This window comes from Oceanobacillus sp. FSL W8-0428 (assembly GCF_038004405.1).
GTDB classification, from domain to species: domain Bacteria; phylum Bacillota; class Bacilli; order Bacillales; family Amphibacillaceae; genus Oceanobacillus; species Oceanobacillus sojae.
In genome coordinates this window covers 3,543,569-3,570,026 of record NZ_JBBORB010000001.1, presented here as the reverse complement: position 1 = coordinate 3,570,026, position 26,458 = coordinate 3,543,569, and the positions used below count along the sequence as shown (strand labels likewise).

At 36.8% G+C, this 26,458-nt stretch carries 26 protein-coding genes; 12 read left to right on the top strand and 14 right to left on the bottom strand.

Annotated elements, in window-relative coordinates; genetic code table 11:
* The first annotated feature begins 199 nt into the window (after positions 1–199).
* From MKY30_RS17020 to MKY30_RS17005, 4 genes are all read left to right on the top strand, one after another.
* A complete protein-coding gene (locus tag MKY30_RS17020) occupies positions 200–1,561 on the top strand; it encodes a sigma-54 interaction domain-containing protein (protein ID WP_147208011.1) in 1,362 nt (453 codons plus the stop codon).
* 166 nt (positions 1,562–1,727) lie between these two features.
* Positions 1,728–1,907, top strand: coding sequence for an aspartyl-phosphate phosphatase Spo0E family protein (locus MKY30_RS17015; RefSeq protein ID WP_147208013.1), 180 nt, complete (start codon positions 1,728–1,730; stop codon positions 1,905–1,907).
* Between the two features lie 207 nt (positions 1,908–2,114).
* Positions 2,115–2,642, top strand: coding sequence for an NfeD family protein (locus tag MKY30_RS17010; protein ID WP_147208015.1), 528 nt, complete (start codon positions 2,115–2,117; stop codon positions 2,640–2,642).
* Between the two features lie 144 nt (positions 2,643–2,786).
* The gene (locus MKY30_RS17005; protein WP_341084888.1) at positions 2,787–4,340 is read left to right on the top strand and encodes a flotillin family protein; all 1,554 of its coding nucleotides are present in this window, start codon (positions 2,787–2,789) and stop codon (positions 4,338–4,340) included.
* Between the two features lie 95 nt (positions 4,341–4,435).
* On the opposite strand, the gene MKY30_RS17000 is transcribed toward MKY30_RS17005, so the two are convergent.
* On the bottom strand, positions 4,436–4,849 hold the full coding sequence (locus tag MKY30_RS17000) for an HIT family protein (protein WP_147208019.1): 414 nt from the start codon (positions 4,847–4,849) through the stop codon (positions 4,436–4,438).
* Between the two features lie 57 nt (positions 4,850–4,906).
* Entirely contained in the window at positions 4,907–5,476 is a 570-nt protein-coding gene (locus MKY30_RS16995; RefSeq protein WP_147208021.1) for a helix-turn-helix domain-containing protein, read from the bottom strand.
* A 249-nt stretch (positions 5,477–5,725) separates the two neighbouring features.
* Between MKY30_RS16995 and MKY30_RS16990 the strand changes: the two genes are divergently transcribed.
* The 3 genes from MKY30_RS16990 to MKY30_RS16980 are packed head-to-tail and all read left to right on the top strand — an operon-like array spanning position 5,726 to position 8,809.
* Positions 5,726–6,277 (top strand): RNA polymerase sigma factor, encoded by a 552-nt coding sequence (locus MKY30_RS16990; RefSeq protein WP_147208023.1) that lies wholly within the window; start codon positions 5,726–5,728, stop codon positions 6,275–6,277.
* A complete protein-coding gene (locus tag MKY30_RS16985; RefSeq protein WP_147208024.1) occupies positions 6,274–6,585 on the top strand; it encodes a hypothetical protein in 312 nt (103 codons plus the stop codon). Before MKY30_RS16990 ends, MKY30_RS16985 begins: the two co-directional genes overlap by 4 nt.
* Positions 6,575–8,809 carry a carboxypeptidase-like regulatory domain-containing protein gene (locus MKY30_RS16980; RefSeq protein WP_341084887.1) on the top strand — a complete coding sequence of 745 codons (2,235 nt, stop codon included), beginning with the start codon at positions 6,575–6,577 and terminating at the stop codon, positions 8,807–8,809. Before MKY30_RS16985 ends, MKY30_RS16980 begins: the two co-directional genes overlap by 11 nt.
* 61 nt (positions 8,810–8,870) lie before the next feature.
* Here MKY30_RS16980 and MKY30_RS16975 read toward each other — a convergent pair whose 3' ends face one another.
* Positions 8,871–9,773, bottom strand: a complete 903-nt coding sequence (locus MKY30_RS16975; RefSeq protein ID WP_339285991.1) for a hydroxymethylglutaryl-CoA lyase — start codon at positions 9,771–9,773, stop codon at positions 8,871–8,873.
* Between the two features lie 454 nt (positions 9,774–10,227).
* On the opposite strand from MKY30_RS16975, the gene MKY30_RS16970 reads away from it, so the two are divergent.
* From MKY30_RS16970 to MKY30_RS16960, 3 genes are all read left to right on the top strand, one after another.
* The gene (locus MKY30_RS16970; protein ID WP_339285989.1) at positions 10,228–11,823 is read left to right on the top strand and encodes an amidohydrolase; all 1,596 of its coding nucleotides are present in this window, start codon (positions 10,228–10,230) and stop codon (positions 11,821–11,823) included.
* Positions 11,824–12,191: 368 nt separating this feature from the next.
* Positions 12,192–12,497, top strand: coding sequence for a hypothetical protein (locus tag MKY30_RS16965; protein ID WP_341084886.1), 306 nt, complete (start codon positions 12,192–12,194; stop codon positions 12,495–12,497).
* 66 nt (positions 12,498–12,563) lie between these two features.
* A complete protein-coding gene (locus MKY30_RS16960; RefSeq protein WP_341084885.1) occupies positions 12,564–13,157 on the top strand; it encodes a hypothetical protein in 594 nt (197 codons plus the stop codon).
* Between the two features lie 47 nt (positions 13,158–13,204).
* On the opposite strand, the gene MKY30_RS16955 is transcribed toward MKY30_RS16960, so the two are convergent.
* A complete protein-coding gene (locus MKY30_RS16955; protein ID WP_341084883.1) occupies positions 13,205–14,005 on the bottom strand; it encodes an SDR family NAD(P)-dependent oxidoreductase in 801 nt (266 codons plus the stop codon).
* A 248-nt stretch (positions 14,006–14,253) separates the two neighbouring features.
* Between MKY30_RS16955 and guaC the strand changes: the two genes are divergently transcribed.
* Positions 14,254–15,237: a GMP reductase gene (gene guaC, locus MKY30_RS16950; RefSeq protein ID WP_339285984.1), complete on the top strand. Its 984-nt coding sequence runs from the start codon at positions 14,254–14,256 to the stop codon at positions 15,235–15,237.
* 73 nt (positions 15,238–15,310) lie between these two features.
* Here the strand turns inward: guaC and MKY30_RS16945 are convergent, their stop codons facing one another.
* Both MKY30_RS16945 and ddlA read right to left on the bottom strand, forming a co-directional pair.
* Positions 15,311–17,026: an ABC1 kinase family protein gene (locus MKY30_RS16945; RefSeq protein WP_186813515.1), complete on the bottom strand. Its 1,716-nt coding sequence runs from the start codon at positions 17,024–17,026 to the stop codon at positions 15,311–15,313.
* A 614-nt stretch (positions 17,027–17,640) separates the two neighbouring features.
* Entirely contained in the window at positions 17,641–18,732 is a 1,092-nt protein-coding gene (gene ddlA, locus MKY30_RS16940; RefSeq protein ID WP_339285982.1) for a D-alanine--D-alanine ligase, read from the bottom strand.
* 161 nt (positions 18,733–18,893) lie between these two features.
* Here ddlA and MKY30_RS16935 point away from each other — a divergent pair, with 161 nt between their 5' ends.
* The gene (locus MKY30_RS16935; protein ID WP_341084878.1) at positions 18,894–20,336 is read left to right on the top strand and encodes a flavin monoamine oxidase family protein; all 1,443 of its coding nucleotides are present in this window, start codon (positions 18,894–18,896) and stop codon (positions 20,334–20,336) included.
* Positions 20,337–20,426: 90 nt separating this feature from the next.
* Here the strand turns inward: MKY30_RS16935 and rodA are convergent, their stop codons facing one another.
* From rodA to MKY30_RS16900, 8 genes are all read right to left on the bottom strand, one after another.
* Positions 20,427–21,593: a rod shape-determining protein RodA gene (rodA, locus tag MKY30_RS16930; protein ID WP_339285981.1), complete on the bottom strand. Its 1,167-nt coding sequence runs from the start codon at positions 21,591–21,593 to the stop codon at positions 20,427–20,429.
* A gap of 16 nt (positions 21,594–21,609) precedes the next feature.
* A complete protein-coding gene (locus MKY30_RS24185) occupies positions 21,610–21,738 on the bottom strand; it encodes a DUF1232 domain-containing protein (RefSeq protein ID WP_445254565.1) in 129 nt (42 codons plus the stop codon).
* Positions 21,739–21,976: 238 nt separating this feature from the next.
* Positions 21,977–22,234 carry a helix-turn-helix domain-containing protein gene (locus MKY30_RS16925; protein ID WP_339285979.1) on the bottom strand — a complete coding sequence of 86 codons (258 nt, stop codon included), beginning with the start codon at positions 22,232–22,234 and terminating at the stop codon, positions 21,977–21,979.
* Positions 22,235–22,518: 284 nt separating this feature from the next.
* On the bottom strand, positions 22,519–23,067 hold the full coding sequence (gene lepB, locus MKY30_RS16920) for a signal peptidase I (protein WP_339285977.1): 549 nt from the start codon (positions 23,065–23,067) through the stop codon (positions 22,519–22,521).
* Between the two features lie 231 nt (positions 23,068–23,298).
* Positions 23,299–23,526: a YolD-like family protein gene (locus tag MKY30_RS16915; RefSeq protein ID WP_339285975.1), complete on the bottom strand. Its 228-nt coding sequence runs from the start codon at positions 23,524–23,526 to the stop codon at positions 23,299–23,301.
* The gene (locus MKY30_RS16910) at positions 23,523–23,738 is read right to left on the bottom strand and encodes a hypothetical protein (protein ID WP_147208084.1); all 216 of its coding nucleotides are present in this window, start codon (positions 23,736–23,738) and stop codon (positions 23,523–23,525) included. Before MKY30_RS16910 ends, MKY30_RS16915 begins: the two co-directional genes overlap by 4 nt.
* Positions 23,739–24,015: 277 nt before the next feature.
* Positions 24,016–25,515, bottom strand: coding sequence for an alpha-amylase family glycosyl hydrolase (locus MKY30_RS16905; protein WP_339285973.1), 1,500 nt, complete (start codon positions 25,513–25,515; stop codon positions 24,016–24,018).
* Positions 25,516–25,721: 206 nt separating this feature from the next.
* Positions 25,722–26,099 carry a YisL family protein gene (locus MKY30_RS16900; protein WP_339285971.1) on the bottom strand — a complete coding sequence of 126 codons (378 nt, stop codon included), beginning with the start codon at positions 26,097–26,099 and terminating at the stop codon, positions 25,722–25,724.
* Between the last annotated feature and the right edge of the window lie 359 nt (positions 26,100–26,458).

Below are 26,458 nucleotides of genomic sequence, written 5' to 3'. Positions count from 1 at the left end.
ATTTACAAGCAAAAAACATGCCAACTTTAGATTCAAAATCGAAGTTATACTGCTAAAACCTTGAGCTTCATGATAACGGTTTCATTTTTTAAAAATTTATATTGCTTTTATCTATGTTTTATATTTACAATAGTGTAAAGTATATTTACACATACTGCATAGACGGTTTACATATTACTTTACACTTTGAGGTGAGCATATGAATGAAGTTTTTTTCTTTGAAGAATTATTACAATCTGAAGATGACGCTATTACTATTGTCGACACAGAGAAAAAAGTAATCTATTGGAATAATGCTGCAGAACAAACCTATCAAATTACCAAAGAACAAATTATCGACCAGTCTATTACTGATTTTTTTTCACATGATGACCTGATGGTAATGAAAGTTTTAAGAACCATGAAACCAGTAAAAAATGCCTATCATCGACCAAGAAAAGATAAACATGTTGTCGTAAATACTTCTCCTGTCTTCAATCAGGAAAATACATTAATTGGTGTTATTTCTATTGAACGCGATGTAACACATATTGTGAAGTTGAACGATAATTTAGAAAGCACATCCCAGGAACTGCAGGAGCTGAAGCAGAAAATGAGTCCTTCCTCCTCCGGTTCTCCCTTTGCAAAATTAGTAGGAGAAAGTCAAGCACTTCATCAAATGATCCGACTTGCCAGCAAAACAGCTGATACAGATGCAACCACATTAATCCTTGGAGAAAGCGGCACAGGAAAAGAAGTATGTGCGAGAGCTATTCATGATGCCAGTAACAGAAAAAATGCTCCTTTTATTCCGGTCAACTGTGGCGCAATTCCTCAAGCATTGTTTGAGAGTGAATTATTTGGGTACGAGAGCGGCTCCTTTACAGGTGCAGAAAAAGGTGGAAAGGCCGGAAAAATTGAAATGGCTGATGGCGGGACTATTTTTTTAGATGAAGTTGGAGAGTTACCCTTAGACATGCAGGTAAAGCTTTTACGAGTTCTGCAGGAAAATCGTATTTATCGTATTGGTGATTCCCGGGGAAAACAAATTGATGTTCGTTTTATAGCCGCAACAAATCAGGATTTAGAAAAATTAATGCAGGAAAATAAATTCAGATCGGATTTATTTTATCGATTGAATGTGATTCAATTAACCATGCCCCCTTTGCGTGATAGAAAAAAAGATATCGAGTTACTTGCAGAAACTTTTTTAAAGCAGTTTGCTCTTAAATACCAAGCTTCTGTCCCTAAGCTTCCTGCAGAAACAATGGAAGTATTGCGCCAATATCAATGGCCGGGGAATATAAGAGAAATTAGAAATTTGATGGAGCGGATCATTATCCTGCATGAAGGAACAACCTTAACAAGTCAAGATGTGTTAGGTTTCCTTCCTGTTTCGTTTTCAACCCCTCCTTTAGCCCGTACAGAGTCTCTGCCTCTGGAAAAAGAGAATATGGAGAAAACATCCATTGAGCAGGCTCTGGAAATATGCAATGGGAATAAGTCCAAAGCAGCTAAACAGCTGGGCATCTCTCGTGTTACTTTGTACCAAAAGATTAAAAAATACAATCTGTCAGACTAACCTTATTAAATTTGTCGAAAGAAATAAACTAATTACTAGTTTTGTCGAAAGCATTCCATTTTATTTCACTATTTGCGATAATTCTTTTGGTACTTTGATAACAGAACTTTTATTCACGTTATTGATCGCAGCCAAATATTACCAAGAAAGGTGCAGAGTATGAGCTATGAATTCTGAAGAAAAACTTGATAAGTACAAAAGGGAAGCCATTGTACTTTCCATTGTTAAAAAGAGGAGTGAAATGCTGCAACAGGCCCAGAAGAATGGTCTGGCAGCCCAAGAAACCGTTAACTGCAGCCAAGAATTAGATGAGCTGATGAATAGATTAGTTCTTTTAAATAATTAACATAAATGGTGAAAGAGGCCCTTTTTTTAAAAAGGCCTCTGTTTTATTATAATAATATACATAAGATGAAACTTCCTTCACAGGAAATTTTTTACGTTTATCTATGATAAAATAGAACCTGTCTCCCGATAAGAAACAAAAATTTGAAACCAAACGAAGATTTAAAACGTACATATAACTAAGATAAAGAGCAAGGGAGGTTACATAATGACGTTATTTGGTTATGCTATACAGGATTTATACCTATGGATGCTTATTATAGCAGCAATTTTAACCGTAGTTGTCCTGTTGTTTGGAGATTTATTGGATGGTATTTTTGAATCAGTTCCTTTCTTACATCCTGTAATTGTTCTTTCTTTTTCCATTTTTTTATCCGCCATCGGATATGTTCTTGAATGGTTTATGAACTGGGAAAGTCTTGTTATTCTCATTATTTCTTCTATATTAAGTATTATCTTTGTAACCCTCCTGCACATATTTGTGCTTGTTCCAATCCGGTCCGCTGAGCAATCCTGGGGCTATTCTGAGGAAGCCTTAATGGGAAGTGTGGGAACAGTGATTGTATCTATTCCAATAGATGGTTACGGGGAAGTAATGGTGCAATGGAAAAGCGGGGTTATTTCTAAACCGGCTGTAAGTTATGACAATGAAGCACTCCCTCAGGGAGAACGTGTTTTAATTATCGAAATAAAAGATGGTGTTTTCTATGTCAGCCCTTATGAATCGTTGGATTAGCTAATATATATTAGCTTTTCACATATAATGAAACTTCATTCCTTATTCATTGGAAGGAATGCTAGTGGATGAAATCAGCTTGTTCTCATCAATTAGAAAACAGGTGATAGCAGGCTGAAAAATAAAACATAGAGGAGGAAAAAAATGTCAGAAATTTGGATTGTCATTATTGTAGCAGCAGCGCTTCTGTTAGCTTTACTTGGACTATTTGTAACAAAGTATCGTACAGCAGGACCTGATGAAGCGCTCATTGTTACAGGAAGTTATCTTGGAGGAAAGAATGTTCACGTTGATGAAGCCGGAAATAAAATTAAAATTATTCGCGGTGGCGGAACATTTGTCGTTCCTGTTTTTCAACAGGCCGAACCTCTAAGTCTATTATCCAGTAAATTAGAGGTAACTACTCCAGAAGTTTACACAGAGCAAGGTGTTCCTGTTTTAGCAGATGGTACAGCAATTATAAAAATAGGTGGATCTATCAGTGAAATTGCTACAGCAGCAGAACAATTCCTTGGAAAATCCAAGCAAGACCGGGAAATGGAAGCGAAAGAAGTGTTGGAAGGACATCTTCGTTCTATCCTCGGCTCCATGACTGTTGAGGAAATTTATAAAAACCGCGATAAGTTCTCTCAGGAAGTACAGCGTGTTGCCTCTCACGACCTGGCAAAAATGGGATTAGTTATTGTATCTTTCACCATTAAAGATGTAAGAGATACAAATGGATACTTAGAATCTCTTGGTAAGCCTCGTATTGCGCAAGTAAAGCGTGATGCAGATATTGCGACAGCTGAAGCAGAAAAAGAAACACGTATTAAACGTGCGGAAGCTGCAAAAGATGCTAAACGTGCAGAATTACAGCGAGCAACTGAAATTGCCGAGTCAGAAAAAGAAAATCAATTAAAAACTTCCGAATACCGCCGTGAGCAGGATACTGCAAAAGCACGTGCTGACCAAGCTTATGATTTTGAAACAGCCCGTTCTAAACAGGAAGTTACAGAACAGGAAATGCAAATCAAAATTATCGAGCGTCAAAAGCAAATTGAATTGGAAGAAAAAGAAATTCTGCGTCGTGAAAAACAATATGACTCAGAGGTTAAGAAAAAAGCAGATGCAGACAGATATGCAGTTGAGCAATCAGCCATTGCAGAAAAAGCCAGAGAAATGGCTACTGCAGATGCAAACCAATACCGTATTGAAACAGCTGCCCGGGCGGAAGCTGAGAAAATCCGTGTGGATGGTCTTGCAAAAGCCGATGCAGAACGTGCACAAGGGGAATCTGAAGCAGAAGTTATCCGCTTGAAAGGTCTGGCGGAGGCTGAAGCAAAAGAAAAAGTTGCGCAAGCCTTTGAAAAATACGGTGAAGCAGCAATCCTTGATATGGTTATCAAAATGCTTCCTGATTATGCTAAACAAGTTGCCAGCCCTCTATCTAATATTGATAAGATTACTGTTGTCGATACTGGAAGTAACGGTCCAAATGGCGGAGCAAACAAAGTCTCCAGCTATGCAACCAATCTAATTAGTACATTGCAGGAAAACCTGAAGGAAACTTCCGGAATTGATATTAAAGAGTTACTGGCAGGTGCATCAAAAGGAAGAAGCAATCCTGAAACCCATCAAACACCTGTTGCAACAGCAACTTCTGAAGCAGCTGCAGCGAAAACAGATAAAGAAAATACAGATGATATATCCAAATAGAAACTATTTCTAAAAAATCTATTCTGTAAAGCTATAAAACAAAAAATGACTTCCTCTTAAACATAGGAGAAAGTCATTTTTTGTTTTATAGTTGATTAATCGTTTCCAGCACGGCTGTTTGATTCATGTTTAAATAAATACCTTATCCCCTTCCCTTTCATTTGTTCGTCTTCATACCGCGGCAATATATGTAAATGTGCATGCATAATATGCTGTCCGGCTGTTGCACCACTATTCCAGCCAATGTTATAACCAGAAGGTGTATGTTTTTCATCAATTAAACATTTAGCCCTCTGTAAAAGGTCTTTTACTGCCAGCCATTCTTCATCTGTTAAGTCAAATGGATAAACCCGATGTGCCCTAGTTACAATCACACCCGCTCCTTCAAGTGCAGTACCTGGCTGCCTTGCTTCGTCCAACTGTAAAAACATTGCTTGTTTATTTTCCAATATAATCTGCTGATTCTTCTCTAGATGCGGATAACAAAAAGGACATTCAGATGGATTCATTTTTTAGCCCCCCACATCAAATGTCTATGTGAAATAAATTTATTTCATTATTCCCCCTCAAACCCGGTCAATAAAACATGTCAGCACCTTTGCTTCCTGGTCATCCACAGGGAGAAATAAATGCGGCTTAGATCCTGCAAAATAAGCACTGTCCCCTGTTTGAAGCAGCTGTTTTTTTCCATCGTATAATAATTCAATTTCCCCTTCTAATATATAAATAAATTCATCCTGTGAATGTGTATACGTTTTTTCATCACGCAGATTCTGAGATTTAGGTGTAACATGTACAATAGTCGGTTCAATCCCGCTATATTGCGAGCGATTGGCCAGTATTTCATAAGAATAGCCCATGCTTTCGTCCCCTACTTTTTGTGGCCGGTTCCTTTTCTTCTGAATAACAATATCCTGTTCCTCTTTATCATCCAATACCCATGACAGCTGTATATGTAGACTATCACAAATCCGTGATAAGGTAGCTATTGCTGAAGCTGTCTGGCCATTCTCTATTTTCGAGAGGAGGCTCTTAGAAATTTTGGAAGCGTCTGCAATTTCCTGTTGTGTTTTATTCTCCCGACGTCTTGCATACTTAATTTTTTCGCCGATTTTATGTAATTCGATACTGCTCATTCCTTCCTGCTAAACTGAATTCATATTCTCTATAGTATATTTAATCATAAGCCAGACAAACCAATGTAGTCAATCTACACTCTGGCGCTATTTTAAAATAATAGTCTTTGAGAAAATTATTTTAGTTTTTCTTTTTTATAGTATAATTACTCAGCGTCATGTATATAGAAAAGAAATTTAAAAATTTTCGGTTTTATGCAACCTGTTCATAGAAAAACGCATCTATATAGTGAAAGGAGTGATAATTTATTGGAACTCGCAGAACGTATCAGGCAACAGAATGAAGAAGCTTACATAGAAACCATGCAGCTGTATGGCGAGTATTTAACCCGCACCGCTTTTCTTCTTTTAAAGGATTATCAGCTCTCTCAAGAGATTGTCCAGGATACTTTTCTAAATGCTTTTCAAAAAATACATCAGCTGGAAAATCCGGATCGGCTAAAAGCCTGGTTAACAACCATTTTATTAAATCATTGCCGCAGCATCATGCGTAAAGCCGCATTAAAAAATGTATTTCCTTCAAGTAATGATAAACTTGAGAACTCTATTGATAGCAATCCTACACCAGAGGACAATATTTTAGGTACAGAAAGAAATTTAGTGCTGGCTCATGCGATTCAACAACTTCCTTATAAATACCGTGAAGTCATTATTCTATATTATTATAACGACTTAGCAATTGCAGAAATCTCTCATCTTACCAAAATAAAGGAGAGCACGATTAAATCCAGACTGAAGCGGGGGCGCAATTCTTTAAAAGGTGTATTAACATCAACCGGAAATGGAGGTGGAATTGGATGACTGAGAAAAAACAAATAAAGAAAAAACTGGAATCAGAGCTGCATTCCATACATTTTACAAAGCAGGAGAATGTTTTACAGAAGTTGAAAGAACAAGAACAAAGGTCAAAATGGCACCGCTTTTGGAATAAGGAAATTTCAATTCCTGTTATACCTGTCAGCACTATATTTATTACGGGGGTAGCTGTTTTCACCTTCATTGGATTGAACGGAAAAGCCCCGGTGGATGATGAGCTTTTATTCATTGAGTTTGGTGGAAGTACTTATTTACAGCAGCAATTTGAGAGGGAGATTGAAAATGAGAATTAAATTAAAAGTAAAGCATCTCACCTGGATGCTCGCTGTTTTCCTTATTATTTTGCCGGCATGTATGATTTTTCTTCTTCCACAGGCAGAGTTATGGATAGCAAAGCAAAAAATCGAAAATGGTGAACCTGACGCCAATGTAAAATTACTCGAGGTGTTAGATAAAAAAATAACAAAACAACAAAGATATGATGCTGTTCAAACATATATGGTTGATCCTGCGGATAGCAGTTTATACGATATAAACATTTCTCCCTCAGGATCCGGATATACCTCAACGGACGGAATGTATTCGAAATTTTCATGGGATGAAAAACTTCCCTATCTGCAGGACTATATAGAGAACGGACCTTTACATTCAGAATATCCTTATGCTGTAAAAAATCTTGCTTTTTATTATCAACAACATGGCGAGCCTGGAATATCTGAAGAAATCTATGCACAAGGGTTAAAACGATTAGAGCAAAACGGCGATCCTTTTTTATTACAGGAGCTTCAGCTTTTTTCATTAGAAGCAAGTGTACAGCTTCATGATTTTCTAGGAGCTGAAAACCTGCTGAAGGAATTAAAGGAATATGCAGACCCTTCGAATATGGACTTACAAATACAAATAGCAAAAGCAGAAGTGGAAATGCAAATTCAACAGGGTCAAATAGAGCTGGCAGCAAGTGTGGTCGGACAAATATTAACGGACATTGAAAAAAGCGACGGAGATATTACGCTTACAGATTCTGTTTTATACGAGAAACTGCAGGCACTGAATAATCGTCTCGAATACGCTTTATTAACAGATGAACCTTTAAAAAAAGTAACGGGCAGAGTCTCCTATGCAGATGGAACACCGATACCCGGTGCAGGTGTATTTTTACGTGATACAGCATTTGCTAATTACTCCATCTTTTCGAACGAAGAAAATCATACAGAGACAAATGAAAATGGTGAATTCACATTTGACCAAGTCTTACCTGGAAACTATGAAGTTACTGCCGGCCTCAGTATGGAAATGGTAGATGGTTATATGATTCCATTCGAAGCTGGTGAGATCCTTTCCATAGATGGAAGCAAAGATGAGGTATATGATATCACCTTAGAACCAGTTATTAATCTGGTCCAGCCGGTAAACGAAACAGTGATTCAAGAAGACCATTTCGATTTGGAATGGGAGCCCGTGAAAGATGCAAGTTATTATTTGCTGGAATTTACTATAGAAAAAGAGGGAGCCAGCTATAGCGTAAAACTAGATAATAGAATAACAAGTCATAAAACCACCATTGAACTGGAGGATTTATACGCTCTTTCAACTAATTTTATTTTAAATGAACAGGATACCAAGGAAAACTTTTTTGAGCCTGCTTCCCTGCTCGGTTTTTCTAACCCGGAAGGAACCTATTCTTGGGGAGTTTCTGCTTACGACAGCCAAGGCCAGCTGATTAGCTCCAGTGGGGGTTATCGGTTAAGTGAGGAAAATATAAATAACATTCCAATGATTCGTTTGCAGAACAGAAAACTGACAAATGCAGATGAACTGCTTCTTGATGGAAAGCTGAAGGAAGCTTTACAGGAATATAAAGCAAATGTGAAAAAAGATGATTCCGATTTGCACAGCTTACGCATGATTACAGCAATGATTGGGCTGGAAAGTGATGGAACCTGGGAAAACCGTACAGAACTTGCTCTTCCTTACTATATTATGCTTGCTGAGCAGACTGAAAATGCAGCATATGTCTGGGAGATTCTAGATTATTATCTGTACCAGCGCGATTGGGATAATTATAATCACTGGTTCCAGCAGTACACCAATTGGACTAATAATGGATTGGATGGCTATGCAGCGTCCTCCCATGCATCAGCGCTCTTATTTCAAGGGAAAATAGAACAGGCACGTACCTTCTTTCAAAATGCTGCTGCGGACAGTGACTGGAATGATGCGAATCTGGAAAATTGGTTTGTGCTGGAACTGCTCGACAGGAAAAGTATGGAAGAAGTAGCTGACTTGGCTATGCAATACCCCAGTCAATATGCAGCATCCTTTTATACAGATTGGAGCATTATTTTGCATAATATGAATGAGGAATCAAAGAATGTGGATAACTATCAAGAAGAATTGCAGCATGTTTTATCATTATATATTGCGGGGGATGTCCCTGCATTAAACACATGGATAGAATCAACTGATTTGGAAGCATTAAAGGTGTTTATACAGCAATTAAAAGAAATGAATTTCTAAAATATAATAAAAGTCTTGTCAATACTTACTTGACAAGACTTTTATAGTGTCTTTCGCTATGTTAAGCATTTTTTAAATAAGCTACAGATCTGCTTGGTAACGTTTTTCCCAGCTTATTTTGAATATAAATACTTGCTTCCTGAATGCGTTTCTCATTAATCCCCGTTTCAATTCCAAGGCCATTCAATAAATATAAAACATCATTTGTGGCAACATTACCCGCAGCTCCCGGCGCATAAGGACAGCCCCCTAAACCTCCGACAGTACTGTCAAACCGGGTAATTCCCATATGAAGCGCAGTCATAATATTGGCTATTGCCATCCCTCTTGTATCATGGAAATGCAAAATCAGCTTATCCTTTGGAAAATAAGGAAAAAGTCCTTCAAGCAGATTCTCCACCTGTGTCGGTACAGCAGTTCCAATTGTATCTCCAAGTGAAAGATAATCTACCCCGCTATCAATCAATTGACCGCATACTCTTAGTACATCATCTACGGCAATTCTCCCTTCGTATGGACAATCAAAGACCGTAGAAACATAGCCTGTTACAATTTTGCCTGCATTTTTAGCTTCTTTAATGACCTCTGTCAGTACCGGGTATGTCTCAGAAATACTTTTATTAATATTTTTCCTGTTATGCGTCTCGCTTGCCGACATAAATACGGATGCTCCATCGATACCTGCCTCTAAAGCGTACTCTAACCCTTTCATATTTGGTACTAAAGCAGAGTATGTTACCCCACTTTTACGAATAATCCGCTTCCCTACCTCCCTTGCATCCTTTAATGCGGGAATCATTTTGGGATGAACAAAGGAAGAATACTCAATTTCCGAAACACCTGTTTTTGAAAGCATATTAATCCAGGCAACCTTATCATCTGTAGAAATCCACTGCTTTTCATTCTGCAGCCCGTCTCTTGGCCCTACTTCCTTCAAATAGACATTACTTGGTAAGCCGCGCATCAAAATCCCTCCCATTGTATCCGTTTTCATTTTAATTTATGAAAATAGAAATCAAATGTTATTTGCACAAGTACAACTAAAACTGAGGAATGCCCTATTTTCTAATGAAACTAAGAAAGCATAGATGCTGCACAAATTAACAAGAAAATAGTTAAATTAAAATTACAACAACTGCTCTTATTGAGTTTATTTACAATTCAATTTAGTTTCATTATATTCAACTTTGTTGAATACAGTATATAATAAAATTTCTGAAAGTGTCAATCTCCCTGCTGTCAAAATGAAACAATTTTGGTAAGATAAATAACAGTACAGTTTATCTTATTACTCTTTTGCAAAGGATTGGAAATAATCCTGTAAACTTGATTGATGGCTGCATTTCTATATGCTTTTTCATTTAGAAAAGGTGTTAAATAAAGATTACGATATGATAATTTAGACAAGGAGAATCTCGATGATAACGATATATATTAATGGTGTTATATATACATTTCAATCATCTCAGCCAATTGTTGAAGCTGTTGCTGTCAAAGATGGGCGCTTTATTGATATGGGGTCAAGTACTCAAATACTTGCTTTTTGGAGTACAAAAACCAATACAATTATTGATCTTGAGGGAAAAACAGTTACTCCGGGATTAACTGATACCCACCTCCACCTCTCTATGCAGGCAATGAAATTTATTGATTTAGATGTGACCGGGGTCACCCAGAAAAAAGAATTCTTAAATAAAATTAAACAGCATGCTGGCACCCTGGAAAAAGGCGAGTGGCTGCTTGGTGCCGGCTGGGACGAAAATTTATTTACAGATGGCGGTCTGCCGACAAAACAGGAGCTTGATGCTGTGGCCCCGCATCACCCGCTTTTTCTTACAAGAATATGTGAACATGCTGCAGTGGTTAATTCCAAAGCCCTTGAGCAGATTAATTATTCCAGCAATCTCTCTGTCCCAGAGAGCGGTGAAATTGTGACGGATGCAGATGGGGAACCTAACGGATTAATTCTGGAATCGGCCGCCACATTATTTAAAGCAAAAATTCCTGATAAATCTTATGACACGTGGAAAAAAGCACTTCGAAAAACCATTTCGACTGTTATTCAATATGGTGTTACAAGTGTTCACTCCAATGATCCGGCTTATTTAGGAGGTTTGCAGCAAACCTATCGCCTCTACCAGGAATTATTAAATCAGGAAGGTATGGGGCTGCGGACAAATCTTTTAATTGATTATGATTACCTGGAGGATCTTCATAAAGAAGGTATGTATGCCGGCTATGGGAATAATACACTGCAAATTGGGGCAATTAAAGTATTTGCAGATGGTGCGTTTGGCAGAAGAACTGCATTATTAAAAGAGGCTTATTCTGATCACCCTGGACAATTTGGTGAGGCCATGCTTTCCCAGGACACCCTTTATAATATTGTAAAACGTGCAAGAGAGCTAGCGATGCCTGTTGCCGTTCATACGATTGGTGATCAGGCATTAGAAAATGTGCTGAACATCCTGGATCAATTTCCAGCTGCTGCATATAGAGATCGGCTGATACATGCGCAGGTTATCAATCCTGATTTAGTAAAGCGTCTTGCCACTCCTGACCGTATCGTTGATATTCAGCCCCGCTTCCTTGCCAGTGATTATCCTTGGGTAAGGGATCGCCTCGGGAAAGACCGAATGCCTTATGCCTATGCCTGGAAAACCTTGCTGGACAATGGTGTTATTTGCGGAGGTGGATCAGATGCACCTGTTGAACCAATTAATCCTTTACTTGGAATTCATGCCGCTATTACAAGAAAAGCTCCAGGGGAAGCTCATAACGGCTGGTATCCTGAGCAAAAGCTAAGTATGCAGGAGGCTTTTTATTTATTTACTAAATATGCAGCCTGCACAACCAATGAAGAAAAAATAAAGGGAACAATCTCCCGTGGCAAGCTTGCAGATATGACAGTCTATTCTGCCGACCCATTTCAATTAAAGGATGCTGATGAGTTACTAGATACCAATATTGAAATGACAATTATTAACGGGGATATGATGTATAGAAAAGAATAGACAGGGTAAAGTCAATTGGTTTTTAAAGGGATGGCTCAGCTCCAATAAAATATTTCAAGCACTGCGGGAGGTTTCTGACCGATCTTCCCCTTTCGCAGCAGCTTATTTTTAATGCTCATCTATAAACGAAACTTTATTCAGCGCTTCTTTTCGATATAGAGCTCTTTCTGATTTTCTCATTGTAAAACTGGAATTTCTTCCTGGTGTATAAAGTCAGTTACTCCATTTTTTATGTCTCTCCTTCAAAATGCATCTTTTATTTCCAAATAATCGAATAAATTAGGAAATTTTCTTTAAAAAAGAAAATTATTTACAAATTATTACTTTTTTCCATACCAAATTATGTTACTATTATACATATTACAAAAATGGAGATATTAGATGTCAAAAAGAACGCTTACGTTCTTCTGGCAGCTATATTCGCAATCGTTTTAACTGCTTGCGGAACTGAAACTGATGAAGAAGAAAAGCCACAAACAGGCTCTTCTAACGCAGAATTTGATGCACTAATTACTGCAATGGAAGAAGAAACAGAAGGTACTGCTACACTTCTTTTTGAAAACAATGAATCTCAGTCTCATGAGAGGGAAGGGTTATCATTAACGCTGGACGCTTACCCATTGGTAGAATTAGAGGATTTCTATACTAATTTCAGTATTCCTTTCGGGGATTAGACAGATGGCGGCGTTATCCTGGCACAATATACTATTAAGAATGATTCAGATCAGGATTTACATTATATGCCTACCCTAAACATAGATTATGTTGGAGCAACAAAACATCACAATAATTATCGGGATCTTATTCCTTTAGAGGAACAATTACCAACTATATTAGCACCTGATAACGAATACTTAGTTGAAGCAGAAGACAAAGTGACCGGCTATTATGCTTACCCTTTTGGACAAGATGAACCGGAAGAAATATTAGCAGAGGGCAATGTTATTGTAGATACCCCTGCCCCAACTACAGAGTATAATGCTGATGAAGCGCCCCGCTATACAGATCCTGATAACGTAGCAATAGCTACAATCAGATTTGAGATTGACAACCAAAGTGAAGAGGAAATTGGTCTGGGAGATATATCTTCAAAACTCACTGTAAACGATGGATCACAATATCTTTTAAACGAGGGTATGCTACTCCCTTACGACAATAGTGATACTGTTGCACCTGGTGAAGAAGGCGAGCTGCTGCAAACCTTCTTATTAGACAAAGAAATGTATGAAAAAATTTGGAAGGATAAAAGTATGGAGATTGAAGCTGGGCCAATGAGAAATACAGAAGCGAAAGATATTTCCAAAGGTAACAAAGCCGCCTTCCTGCTTAAATAAAGGGAAAAAGACTAACGGAAAATATAATCTGTTAGTCTTTTTCAATATTATCTCATTACCGCTCCACCTGATATTTTCACAGATTCTCCTACAATATTCTGTGCTGCATCAGTCAGCAGAAAAGCTATTGTGCTGCCAACCTCATCGGCAGTCGTAATTCTTTTTGAGGGTAAAGATTCTTCCGCTGATTTTCTTACTTGTACGTAAGATTGATTTGTATTTTTTGCTTTATTCTCAAATAACCCTTCCACCATTTCTGTATCAACAAAGCCGGGACAAACAGCATTCACACGGATGTTAAATGCAATCGCCTCCAGCGCCATGGACTGTGTCCAGCCAATCATCGCAAATTTAGATGAAGCATAGGCTGTGTTTCCAAATGTACCGCGCAAACCGGACAAAGAAGCTATATTAACAATATTCCCCTGCTTTTTCTCCTGCATTTCCTTGTATATTTCTTTAGTTAAACTGAAAGCCGATAAATAGTTAATATCGAGCATTGCTTTAATATCTTCTTCTTCGAGCTGATCTACCGTCATATTCCCTGCAACTCCGGCAGCATTCACTAAATCAGAGATAAATCCTAACGCCGCCTGCGCATCACGGATTAATTGCTCTCTATCTGACTTATTTGTTATATCTGCTCTTTGAACAAATATATCTGAAGCATCCATGATGGTTTCAAGCTTTTGCCTGAGCTCTGCAAGCTTTTCTGTATTCCGTCCGGTAATGGTAACTTTGGCACCCATGCCCGCAACGATTTCCGCAGTTTCCATCCCTATTCCGCCAGTTGCTCCTGTAATTAATACATGCCTTCCCTTCAAAGCATCCTTTGCAAATATAGACATTTTTTCCTCCCTCTTTCATCCAATTCTTTGATTTTGGTTCCTTATTATATCATGTCTGCCCTTATTTATTAAAAACGTTGTTTTATTACAAAAAATCGTTCGTAAAACTCCTGTTTCTTATTTTCTAATTATTTTGTCGATACTCAAGCATAAAACGTTGACAAAATATCCTTATTGGGTTAAATTACTAAAGGCGAATGTTTTTAATATATAATACAAATTTTATTCGTGTTTAGGAGTGTTTTTTCATGGAAAATGTTTTTGATTATGAAGATATCCAGTTAGTTCCCGCAAAATGTGTTGTAAATAGCCGTTCAGAATGTGATACATCCATTGAGTTTGGTGGAAGGTCCTTTAAGTTACCGATTGTCCCTGCAAATATGCAGACTATTATAGATGAAAAAATTGCAACCTATTTAGCTGAAAATAATTATTTCTATATTATGCACCGCTTTGAACCGGAAAAGCGTGTTGATTTTATTAAAACGATGCAAGAGCAGGATTTATACGCTTCTATCAGTGTCGGTGTAAAAGATGAAGAGTATGCATTTGTTGAAGAGCTTGCTAATGACAATCTTATACCTGAATATATTACAATTGATATTGCACACGGGCATTCTGATTCTGTTATCCGGATGATCAAGCATATTAAGAAGTATTTACCAGACAGCTTTTTAATTGCCGGAAATGTCGGAACACCAGAAGCAGTCCGTGAGCTAGAGCATGCTGGAGCAGATGCTACGAAGGTTGGTATCGGACCTGGTAAAGTGTGTATTACTAAAATCAAAACCGGTTTTGGAACTGGCGGCTGGCAATTAGCAGCATTGCGCTGGTGTGCAAAAGCAGCAACCAAGCCAATTATTGCAGACGGCGGCATCCGTACGCATGGAGATATTGCAAAATCTGTACGTTTTGGAGCTTCTATGGTAATGATTGGTTCTTTATTTGCAGGCCATGAAGAATCTCCAGGAGAGACAATTGAAAAAGACGGTAAAAAATTAAAAGAATACTTTGGATCTGCTTCTGAATTCCAAAAAGGTGAAAAGAAAAACGTAGAAGGCAAGAAAATGTATGTAGAGCATAAAGGCGCACTTCAGGATACTTTGACAGAAATGGAGCAGGATCTTCAATCTTCTATTTCTTATGCCGGCGGCAAGAAATTAGATTCTATCCGTACAGTAGATTATGTAGTGGTGAAAAACTCCATCTTTAATGGCGATAAAGTATTTTAATAAAATTAGTTGAAAACAAAAAAGCTTATGTCTGAAGGAGATTCCTCCTGCTTGACATAAGCTTTTCTCTTCCCTAAAACCTTCCCGATCTGAAAATCGAAAAAATTAACCATATAAACAGTAGTACTGCAACAACAAAACCGATTTCAATAACTGGCAGGCTCCAGAAGTAAGACACTTCTCCGGCAATTGCCGAGCCAATAATTAAACCAACCATTATAATACTAAAAGATAACAATACAATACTGAAGGATAGCCGGTTACTGACTCTGTCAAGCTTCTTAAGAATCATATCCACTCTGGCAACTGATATTTCTAAAGGAAACTTCCCGGAACGCAGCAGCTTATAAATCGCATTAATATGCTCCGGTAAATCCAGAATAATATCTTTATAATCATCAACCTGCTCATAAACTTCCTCAGCTATTTTTTTCGGACGATATTTTTCTTTTATTAATCTTTTACCAAAAGGCTGCGCAATTTTAACAATACTGATATCTGGATCTAATCTTTCTACTGTACCCTCAAGCGTTAAGAGCGTTTTTCCGACTAAAGAAAGGTCAGCAGGAATCCGGATTCGATGTTTAGAAGCAACACGGAACAAATCATTGACTGCTTCTCCCAAGCTTACCTGACTAAATGGGATATCATAATATTTATCACGCAGCTCTTCCATATCAGCACGCATCATATCGTCATCTACATCGTCAGGAACAACACCCATTTTATAAATAGCCTTCACAATTGCATGCGTATTTTGACGTGCCAGCGCAATAATCATATCTGTCAAATGATCCTTCATCATCGGTGTCAGCCGTCCGACCATTCCAAAATCCATAAATAATAATTGATGACCCGGAAGAACCATTACATTTCCCGGGTGCGGATCGGCATGAAAAAAACCGTCCATCAGAATCTGTTCAAATAAGTTTTGAATTAATTTTTCCGCAATAATTTTGGGCTGATACCCTTCCCTGAGAAGCTGTTCATTCTCATCCAATTTTATACCTTTGACAAATTCCATCGTCAAAACCCGTTCTGTCGTATACTCCCAATAAACATCGGGGACTTTGACACCTTCTTTATCATTTTTAAAATTCATTGCAATTTTATGTGCATTTCTTCCTTCCAGCGTATAATCTAATTCAGCCAGGATAGATGCCTTAAACTCTTCAATGATTTCTGTAATTTTATATTGCTTTGCCCACTCTAAACGTGTTTCTGCAAGTGCTGCAAAATTCATTAAAATTTCTAAATCTGTATGAATCTTCTTTTCAATATTTGGGCGCTGCACTTTTACAGCTACTTCTTCCCCGGTCTGCAGAGCCGCATGATGGACTTGTCCTATAGATGCAGCCGCTAAGGGGGTTTTATCAAAATCCTTAAATATTTCCTGAATAGGCTCCCCTAATTCCCGTTCTACAATTTCTTGTATATCAGTATAAGGAATTTTTCCAACCTGGTCCTGCAGCTTTTCCAATTCTTTTATAATATCCGGTGGAATCAAATCATTTCTCGTACTTGCGATTTGCCCCAGCTTGACAAAAGTTGGTCCTAACTCCTCCAGGAAAAATCTGATTCGCTCCCCTGTTGTTTTATTATGTATTTCTTTTTTTCCTTTGAGCACTCTCTCAGGTAAAGAAACAACTTTTTGAAGCCCTAATTCTTTTACAATATAACCAAAACCGTTTCGGGAAAAAGCTACCAGTATTTCACGATAGCGTTGTATATGGCGAATACGTTTATTGAAAATGGTACGTCCCCTCCCTCCGTATTTGCTTATATTCATAGTATACCCATTCTTATCCATCTGCTAACAGGAAATCCAAGCATTAATTAGAAAGAAGAACTGTTCCTTTATTTATCACAGCTCCTCTTTTTTTCATTTACTTTGGAGGACCATCTGTCACATTTGTTCCAAATAATGTTCCTGTTATTGACATATTACTTTTTTAAACTGGTCATCAATACTTTCACGTATAACCCGATCAGCATACAAGTAGATGGGAATATAGCAGCTAAATATATTAATCGCTCATTTATAAAACCCAAATAAATATACGGCAGGGAATAAAACATCAGCGCCTGAGGCAGTACCACAGGAAGCAGTATATAAAGTATCAGATTAATAATGAAAACCAATGAAACAGATTGGATATTTTTTAATAGCGCCCCTTGATTTTTCAAAAACAATCCAAATAAAGCATATATAATTATAATACTAAAAAATATTCCTTTTACCTGATTTGTAAAGAGTACCAACAACATTGCAGACACGGTCAAGAAAAAATGAAACATCACTGAAGGAAGATTACTTTGTAAGTAGACTTTAGCATTATTTTTTTCTGTTTTGCCGCTAGACATTCAACCATCCTTTTATAACTTTTAATCTTGAAGACATAATTAAATAGAGCTCTTTAATTGCTGATCTCTCTGGTGGCGTTCGATTGCCAGTTCAATTAATCTCTCAATCAGTTCCCGGTAGGAAACGCCGCTTTCTTCCCAGAGTTTAGGGTACATACTTATTTTCGTGAAACCTGGTAACGTATTAATTTCATTAATAATAATAGTATTATCTTCTTTTAAAAATACATCTACTCTGGCCAGCCCTTCACAATTTAAAGCTTCAAAAGCTTGAATAGCAGTAGCTTGAATTTTTTCTGCTACGTCTTTTTCTAATGAAGCCGGAATTTCCAGATTTGCCCCGGACTCATCAATATATTTCGCTTCATATGAATAAAACTCGACAGTCGGGAGTATTTCTCCAGGTACAGAAGCAATTGGATGATCGTTACCTAAAACCGAGCATTCAATCTCTCTCCCTTCGATAGCTTCCTCAACTAAAACTTTATGATCATACATAAAAGCATCCTGGATAGCATGGTTAAATTCTTCTTCTGTTTCAACTTTGTGCACACCTACAGAGGAGCCCTGGTTTGCCGGCTTGATAAATAATGGTGTCCCTAATTTCGCCACAATATCCTGATAGACTATTTGGTCCTGCTTCGCTTTACGGAAGCTGTAACCGGAGGCCACATTTAAACCTGCATCCTGAAGCAGACGTTTGGCAATATCTTTATCCATACTGATAGCTGAGCCGAGTACTCCGGAACCGACAAATGGAATATTTGCCATTCTCAGCATTCCCTGCAGGCTTCCATCCTCTCCGAGTGTTCCATGTACAATAGGAAAGATAACGTCTAATTGATCCATGCTTATATCAGAGCCAGTCTGGATAATTTGGTTCTCCTCTGCTCCAGGAACAATAGCTATTCCCTTCCCTGTTTTATTTAATGCGATTAAGCTTGGATCCTCTTCGTTTATTAAATAACGGGACCGGTCATTTACATGCCAGTTTCCCTGTTTATCAATCCCCAGCAAATATACTTCATACTTATCCAGATTGATAGCATCCACAATATTTTTGGCTGATTGCAAAGAAACTTCGTGCTCTGATGATTTCCCTCCAAATACAATACCAACTTTTTTCTTCATTTAAATCCTCTCCTTGTTGACTCTAATAACATAATTATTATATTTATCACATAATATGTTCTTACATCATCATTTGTTTGACCTGTATCGCTATTTTATCATAGAGTTCATTTCGACGGGGAATTTAATGTGCTAAATTAATAAGAAGAGGTGCATCCTTCATGGATAGAAATAAAGAGATGCTTAAATACCCATCTAATTACTTAGAAATTATCTCAGATGGTTTAAAAGTTACCGGTAAGTCAAAAAGAATTATCATTATTGGAGCTGGACTGGCAGGGCTGATTGCAGGAAGCCTGTTAAAAGCAGCAGGACATGATATCATCATCCTGGAAGCAAATGAACGGATTGGCGGCAGAATTCTAACCATCAGAAAAACCTTCAGTGATGAAAATTATCTTAATGCCGGTGCCATGCGCATTCCAGATTATCATTATTTGGTACACGCTTATTTACATAAATTCTCGCTGCATACACACCCCTTTATAAATGAAACTCCAGAAGATATTATTTTCATCAACCATGTTCGGACAACACGTCAAATATATGAGAAAAATCCAGATATATTACAGATTCCTCTTCCACCATCAGAAAAAGGTAAAACCGCTTCTGCTTTATTCGAAGAAGCAATTCATCCATTCCTTACACAATATCAGCAAGCAGATAGCGCCGGAAAAAAAGAATTAGAGGAAGCCTATAAAAATTATTCTATTGAGGAATTTTTGCTTCATAATCCCATCGGTCCTTCGCTTTCTAAAAATGCTGTTTTTCTAATCAGCATTATGTTAGGCATTGAAGGTTTTTCACAAGGCAGTTTTGTAGATATATTAACGGATATTTTTGAGCCTTTAACACAAAAGGATGTATCTTTTTCGGCAATAACTAATGGAAATGATTTATTACCATTATCTATCTATCACCAGGTAAAGGAAGATACCTATTTACATCATAAGGTGGTTGCTATCGATCAGTCGCCTGCATCCTATGTTGAAATTCATACGAATCAAAAATCCAGTTTCTGCGGAGATTTCGTTATTTCCGCAATTCCTTTTCCCCTGCTCCAATTTATAGATATCTACCCCAAGCACTCTATCCCATTTCAAAAATGGCAGTTGATTCGCAGATTAAATCATATTCCTTCTTTAAAAATTGGTATTGAATTTCACTTCCGTTTTTGGGAAGAATATTCTTTCGGAAATGCCATCACTGATTTACCTATATCCTTTGCTTATATTCCCAGCCAAAAAGATATAAACGTGATGACTGTCAGCTATACCTGGGGGGAAAGAGCTCTTCTCTGGACAAGTGCTCCTCCAAAATCCATATATGAATATGTCATGAAGGATTTAGCTAAAATATACGGCACTATTGTTTACCAGGCATTTAAAAAGCTCGTTTATTTTAATTGGAGTTTAAATCCCTACTCTGCAGGCTGTTTCAGTTTACTTACCCCGACCCTCGGTGCAGCAAAAGCAGAAGCTGACATGGAAAAAGCCGAGGGAAAAATATATTTCGCCGGTGATCATGTTTCTGGCTTCAATGGCTGGATGGAAGGAGCTATTGAAGCAGGAATTCGTACTGCATTTGAAATCAATAATAAATAAAAACCTTCATAGCGATTATGAAGGTTTTAGTTCTACTGTTTTTTTACAATTTTAAATTCTATCCTTCATTCTTTCGCAATTATCCTCTGCCTAATCACTAATAGCTTTTTTACGGAATAAATCATCCCTGGAAGAACGGATTTGTACACTAATTACTAATCCAACCATCATCAGGTTTGTTATTAAAGAGCTGCCCCCATAACTTATAAATGGTAAAGTAATACCTGTAATTGGCATTAACCCTATCGTCATCGCAATATTTTGGAAAACTTGAAAAGCAAGAATTCCAATGACACCAACACAAAGGTATACTCCAAATAAGTTATTGGTCTCATAAGCAACCTTTGTAATCCGATAGAGAAGCAGGAAATACAGCAGAATCAGAATACTTGCGCCAATAAAACCATATTCCTCTCCAATTACTGTAAAAATAAAATCTGTATGTGCTTCTGGAACTTTTCCATTTTGAATTTGCAACCCCTGGTTAAACCCTGCACCGCTTAATTGACCTGAACCAATCCCCATGATTGCCTGCTGAAGCTGGTATCCATAGTCAGATGCATACTCTGACGGATTTAACCAGCCATAAATCCTTTCCATTTGATGTGATTGAAACAAACGGGAGAAAGCATCGAAATAATAAGCATATATAAAAATTAAACCTGCTACTGAAGCAGCCATTGAAAAAAGTATCGGTAAAATAACTTTTATCGAAATACTGGAAACAATAATCATTGTAAACGCAATGGCAAATATAGTCAGGGCTGAACCTAAGTCCGGCTGAAGAAAAATAAAAACAAATGGAATAAGGGTTATTGCCATTATTTTCGCTGTTAATTGGATACTCATTTTTAAAGACAGCTTTCGATTACCATGACGTTCCAGAAGGACTGCCAAATAAATGATAAGAAATATTTTGATAAACTCAGATGGCTGCACTTCAAAAAAACCCAGATTTAACCAGCGCTGTGAGCCATTCCGAAAGACACCAAAAAAATGAACACAAATCAAAAGAAAAGTGCCAATGGCATATAACCTAAATGCCTGGTGCTTCAAAAGCTCATAATCAAAGAAAATAACTGCCAGCATGATCAGAATACCAAAAACATACCAAACAGCCTGACGGATCACAAAATAAAAAGGCTGTGATTGCGCATATTGTCCTGAACCACTATATATGGTAATTAAACTAATTAAAAATAATAAAAATAAAATTATTATAATACTGTAATCTAAATTATATTTCTTTTGCTGCATATCAAAAACCTCATTACTAGTATTTATTAGAAAGTAAATTCCTTACCACCTGAACTGCTATAGCATCATCTAAATATTCAACTGAAAAAAGATAGTCTGGGACAACATCTGCAGTACTGATAAAATAAATTAGTACTGCTCCCATTAAAATCAATTCCTTAAGTGTCCCCTTTTTATGACAAAATCGATGAAAAAAGGATGTAAGCTGCTGTATGTATGCTCCTTGATTCCCCGCATTTTCCTTCTTTTTTTGGAAATTTTCAATTATAAGGCGCTGTCTTTTTTCTGTTTCAGCATCCTGCTCATATTCATATAATTTCTCATCTATTTTTTCATAGAAAAAGAATCGTATTGATCACCTGAATGCTTTAAAAAGTATTTAATCATTGCAGTATAATCCTGTGCATCATTTGTACTTTTCTCCTTTGTTTTACCGGAAGCCCATTTTTCTGAAGCAATTCTTCAAAAGGTATATCCAAAGTTGAGATTTCCATTAAATGCTGATTTGTCAGCTTGCGTTTGTGGTTAATAATGCGTGATACAATAGATATATTAATATTTGTTTTTTTACTTAATGCCCGCATTGAAATTTGTTTTTCCTCTAATTTCTCTTTGATGAAATCTCCAATTCTATGATTCATTAACTATCCAGACCTTTCTATCATTCAAATGTTTTCTTCTGTTACTCTCTAATATACGAGCAGCGTTGACAAAATGTCAAACTTTCCAGTGATTTTATTAATAGCATGGAATATCTCGAAAAATAAAAAGATCGCCTTCATATACAGATGTATATAAAAGACGGTATTCTAGTGTGACTTCTTTTTTTATTTTGAATGGCGTAAGCCCGAAGTAAAAGCGTACAACATAAAATTCCTTTTAAATATTAAAAACCGCATGTAAAGGTATCCTTCTACATACGGTTTTATTTAGGTCTGCCAATATTACTGAATGGATAAATCCGGAATGTAACTTCACCAATAATTGCCTGTTCATTTAAAAATCCAAAGAAGCGGCTGTCATTGCTGTTTCCACGATTATCCCCCAAAACAAAATAGGTGTTTTCAGGGACAGTTGAGTAACCTGTTAACTCTTCTAAAGTAAAGTTTCCGGTTTGAAAGGCGCGTTTTGCAGGACTGTTTTCATTCAGCAGGTATGGCTCATCTACCGGTTCTCCATTTAAGTATAAAACATTATTTATATATTCAATCTGATCACCTGGTATGCCAATCACACGCTTTACATAGTAATTATCAGAGTCAGGAGCATGAAATACGATCACATCAAACCGGTCAATGGATGCAACTTTATTTACAATAATCTTATCTTGATCCGAGAAAGTAGGCTGCATGGATTCTCCCCAGACAACAGAAGGTGCCAGAAGGAAATTTTTAACAATAAATGCCGCAATAATAATAATCACTGCTATTCTGCATAATAGATAAATTTTTCTCTTCAGAAGACCTTTCTCCATGCTCCGCACCTCCTTTAAGTAAATTATATCTCTTACCATATTTCAATTTTATTATACTATATAATCAGGAAAAATGTCACACAAATAAAATTCATTGTACAAATAGACTATATGAATTGGTATATAAGGGTTCTTCCATAAAGATAAATCATAAAAAACATATCATACAGTATTGATTTGTAAAAGAATAATACGAGAGCAGACATTTAAAGAAAGGGCTTTCTTCTTTTTTTATAAGAGAAAAACCTTAACAATATTTTCTAAATTTATTTTAGTAAAATTAACACGGCCAAACTTATTAACTATTTTTATGTACCTGTCTTCATAATTGATGCTATCAATATATCCCTGCTCCATATAGAAATTATTATCCTTATGATACTCAATTTTAATTAGTAGATTATCTTTATGGGCCATCATCAACTGAAAACCAATTTCTTGTTGTACATATAAGTTCATGCTCCGACACTCCTTTTCAACTGCCCAAAAGACAGTATGCTGTCTATTTTAAAACTTCTCACTTGTTTACGATAATAGCAGTAAGCCAAAATTTTGGTGTTATCTATGTCGACTACTCTTATTATTCGTTGGCTGATCTTTCCTTTAGAGTCTATATAATAGATCATTACCTTTTCTTTTTTCTCCATCGCACTTGTTAAGAAACCAATCATTTTAACCACCCCTCGATAAGAACTTTTGTTCTGAACATTTGTTCTTATTATATCAAAACAGATAAAGTTGTAAACATGAAATAAATGGATAAAATTATTTCAAACTAAATTAACCTTTGTTTACTTTATCTGATATAAATTCGTATTAACAGGACTATTTTTACACGTAAAAAAATAAGCCCTAAAAGGAAGGACTTATTTTTAGTAACTGATGCATTTCCCCAAGCTGCTACCAGACAATTGTACCCGTACCAAAAAATTTTCTGTGTTTTTATTTTCAGCTTTCTTGATGTTCTCTTATTTTTTGTTTTCTTTTTAACAGTATAACTGCAATAACAAACAATGCGAGAACGGAAACAATAAAACCGATAAACAGCCAATTAAAGCCTTTATCTTCTTCTAAGATATATACTTCTACGGATTCTCTTGGTATTCCAATCCGGTAATTGCCCTCTTTGTTTTCACGTACTAAATTATCCTCTAAGATACCTTTTAATTGCATACCAGATTCTATATTATCTACATCTATATATGCTGACTCACTGCCATTATTAATAGCAGCATACATTATCTCATCTTGATAGCTACGACGGAACACCAACATCGATGCTTCAGACCCGACATATTCAAAATCACCAAACCTTAATGCAGGAAATTCATTATGCAGGGAAGCAATACGTTTATGAAATTCCTTTAAATCCTCATCTCCACTGTTAAATGGAACGAGCCGCTGTGATTCCTCAGCATCCCCGCCATACATTGGAAGCTCTGTCCCTTGAGTAATCATCGTTGCACCCGGTGTTGTATACATATATGTTAATGCCAGCGTCCAAGCAGTTACTGCATTACGTTGATTTTCTGAAAAAATATTTGTAAAACGTTCCTGACCGAAGCCGTCTATCTGTTTATAAAAATCGGTTAATCCCTGTTCTTTCCAGATATCATAAATCGCAGAAACATCATTGTCACTTTTTGCAAATGTTTCACTTAATTCTTGATTTAACTCCGGATAATTAATAATATCCAGCGATGTATTTTCTAATAAATCCACTGCTTCATCCATAGTTGCTTCTGTTATATCACCAATAAGATAAAAATCAGGACGATTTTCTTTTAAAGCCGCAGTCAAATCTTTGATAAACGCTTCTGGTGCAAGATCAACATTAGGCAGCTTAAATCCATCAATATCCGTTTCTGACTCCCAATATATAGCAGCATCTAACATATAATCTGCAGCGTCAGGATCCGTTAAGTCTAATTGAACCGTTTCTGATAATCTTTCATCATCTGAAGCAGGTGTTCCCAGCCACCAATCTTCTTTATCCGGGTCATTCGTCAAAGGATTTGTATCTGCAGCATAGTTAAACACGAAATCAATAACTATTTTCATATCACGCTGATGCACTTCTGATACAAGACGCTCAAAATCTTCCATTGTTCCAAATTGTGGATTTACTTGATAAAAATCAGTAATCCAAAACCCATGATAGCCTTTTTCTTTATTATCCATAATTGGTGACAGAGAAATCGTAGTAATTCCAATATCCTGCAGGTCATCTAATTTATTTATGATTCCCTGAAAATCACCACCATGATAGTTATGAGGATCATCAATATCTATTTCTCCCTGGATTTTAGCGTCTCCATTATTAAACCGGTCAACCAATATTTGATAAAATACTTCATTATGTATATCTTCATCCTGTGCATGAGCAGGCTCTTGTATAATGAACATACTTATGATAGCAGCAAGTCCAATACTTATTTTTTTGATCATAGATTTTCCCCCAATGATAATAAAACTGTAATTTTCATTCTACCCTATTCTCTATTATCACTTATTTTCTTAAAAAATCATACCTTGATTAAAATGATGTAAAAAAGCGTTCACAATTATCTTTGCAAATAAATAAAGTACCTCAGCCAGCTGACCAAGGCACTTTATTTTATCCTGTTCAACAGGAAGTTATTGTTTTACTTATTTTAGAAATAAAAGCCCATTGGCAAGCGGAAGAATCCTAAAATAATGACAATAATCAGTGCAATAAGGAATTGAATCCATTTGCCTGTTGCTGATTTGCCCTTTTTTGCGGCAACTAATATCATTTCCATCATTACTACAATCCAAAGACCGGCAAGTGCTTTTACAATTACTTCACCAAGTATCGGCATGGAATAGCCTTGAATATAATCCCAGGTTAATAATCCTCCCGTGATGATGATAAATAAATACACAAGACGTAAAATCATATGAACAATCGTTGCAGGCTTATTACTGCTTTTTTTGTACAAGACTAATGCAATAATAAAGAGAATCAGTCCTAGTACCCACGCAGTAATATGCAGATGTGTTCCTCCCATTTAAGTTTCCTCCTTCATTTTTATAAGTACATGTAATAATCATCTTCCACATTTAACAAAAATGACTAATAATCCGTTTACTATAAGTGCTTGTTCAAAAAGTAGTCAAATTAGAAGCAATAAGGTCAAGGCGACGTAACTTTTACGAACGGCCTTTCACAGGATGTGATGACTTCTGTGTTGTCCACAGGACGTGGACGTACTTAGCAGAAGTTCCTCTATGCTTTTAAATACGTGAGTAACGCTTTTGGTGGGGCGAGTAATCGCAAATGTTTTCGGTGGGACGAGTAATCGCAGTCCCAGCCCCATCGGAAAAGATACGTCAACGCAGAGATTCGCAGCTTATCATTTGGGGACTT